Origin of the sequence: Anaerovorax odorimutans (genome assembly GCF_024459955.1) — a bacterium.
Classification (GTDB): Bacteria; Bacillota; Clostridia; order Peptostreptococcales; family Anaerovoracaceae; genus Hominibacterium; species Hominibacterium odorimutans_A.
This window is the reverse complement of sequence record NZ_JANFXK010000128.1, coordinates 1-307: the sequence shown is the minus strand read 5'-3', so window position 1 is coordinate 307 and position 307 is coordinate 1. Positions and strand designations below refer to the sequence as shown.

The 307-nt window shown below is 50.8% G+C and carries 1 protein-coding gene; it reads right to left on the bottom strand.

The genetic code is table 11. From position 1 onward, the window contains the following. The coding region (locus NE619_RS19380; protein ID WP_256133883.1) for an AAA family ATPase at positions 1 to 299 on the bottom strand (299 nt) is incomplete at its 3' end. Positions 300 to 307 lie beyond the last annotated feature (8 nt).

The window sequence follows — 307 nt, the reverse complement described above, 5'->3', positions numbered from 1 at the left end:
ACCAGCGTCATTTCCATTCCGGACAATTCGATACTGGACGGTATGAGATCAACGCCTTCCTCATGGCGCAAAATCCCTTCTCGGCAATGGAATGGTTCATCGCGGATCAGCCGTTCAATTTGGGTAGATAGGGTAATTGGCAGCTCGTCTTGGTTGGGCCAGCCCAGGCAGGTGGTCAAATCACCTTGTGGGTCCGCATCGACCAGCAATACCTTTTTACCTGAATTAGCAAGGCCAATGCCTAAATTGACGGTGGTCGTTGTTTTCCCTGTGCCGCCTTTTTGGTTAGCGATTGCGATGGTTTTGC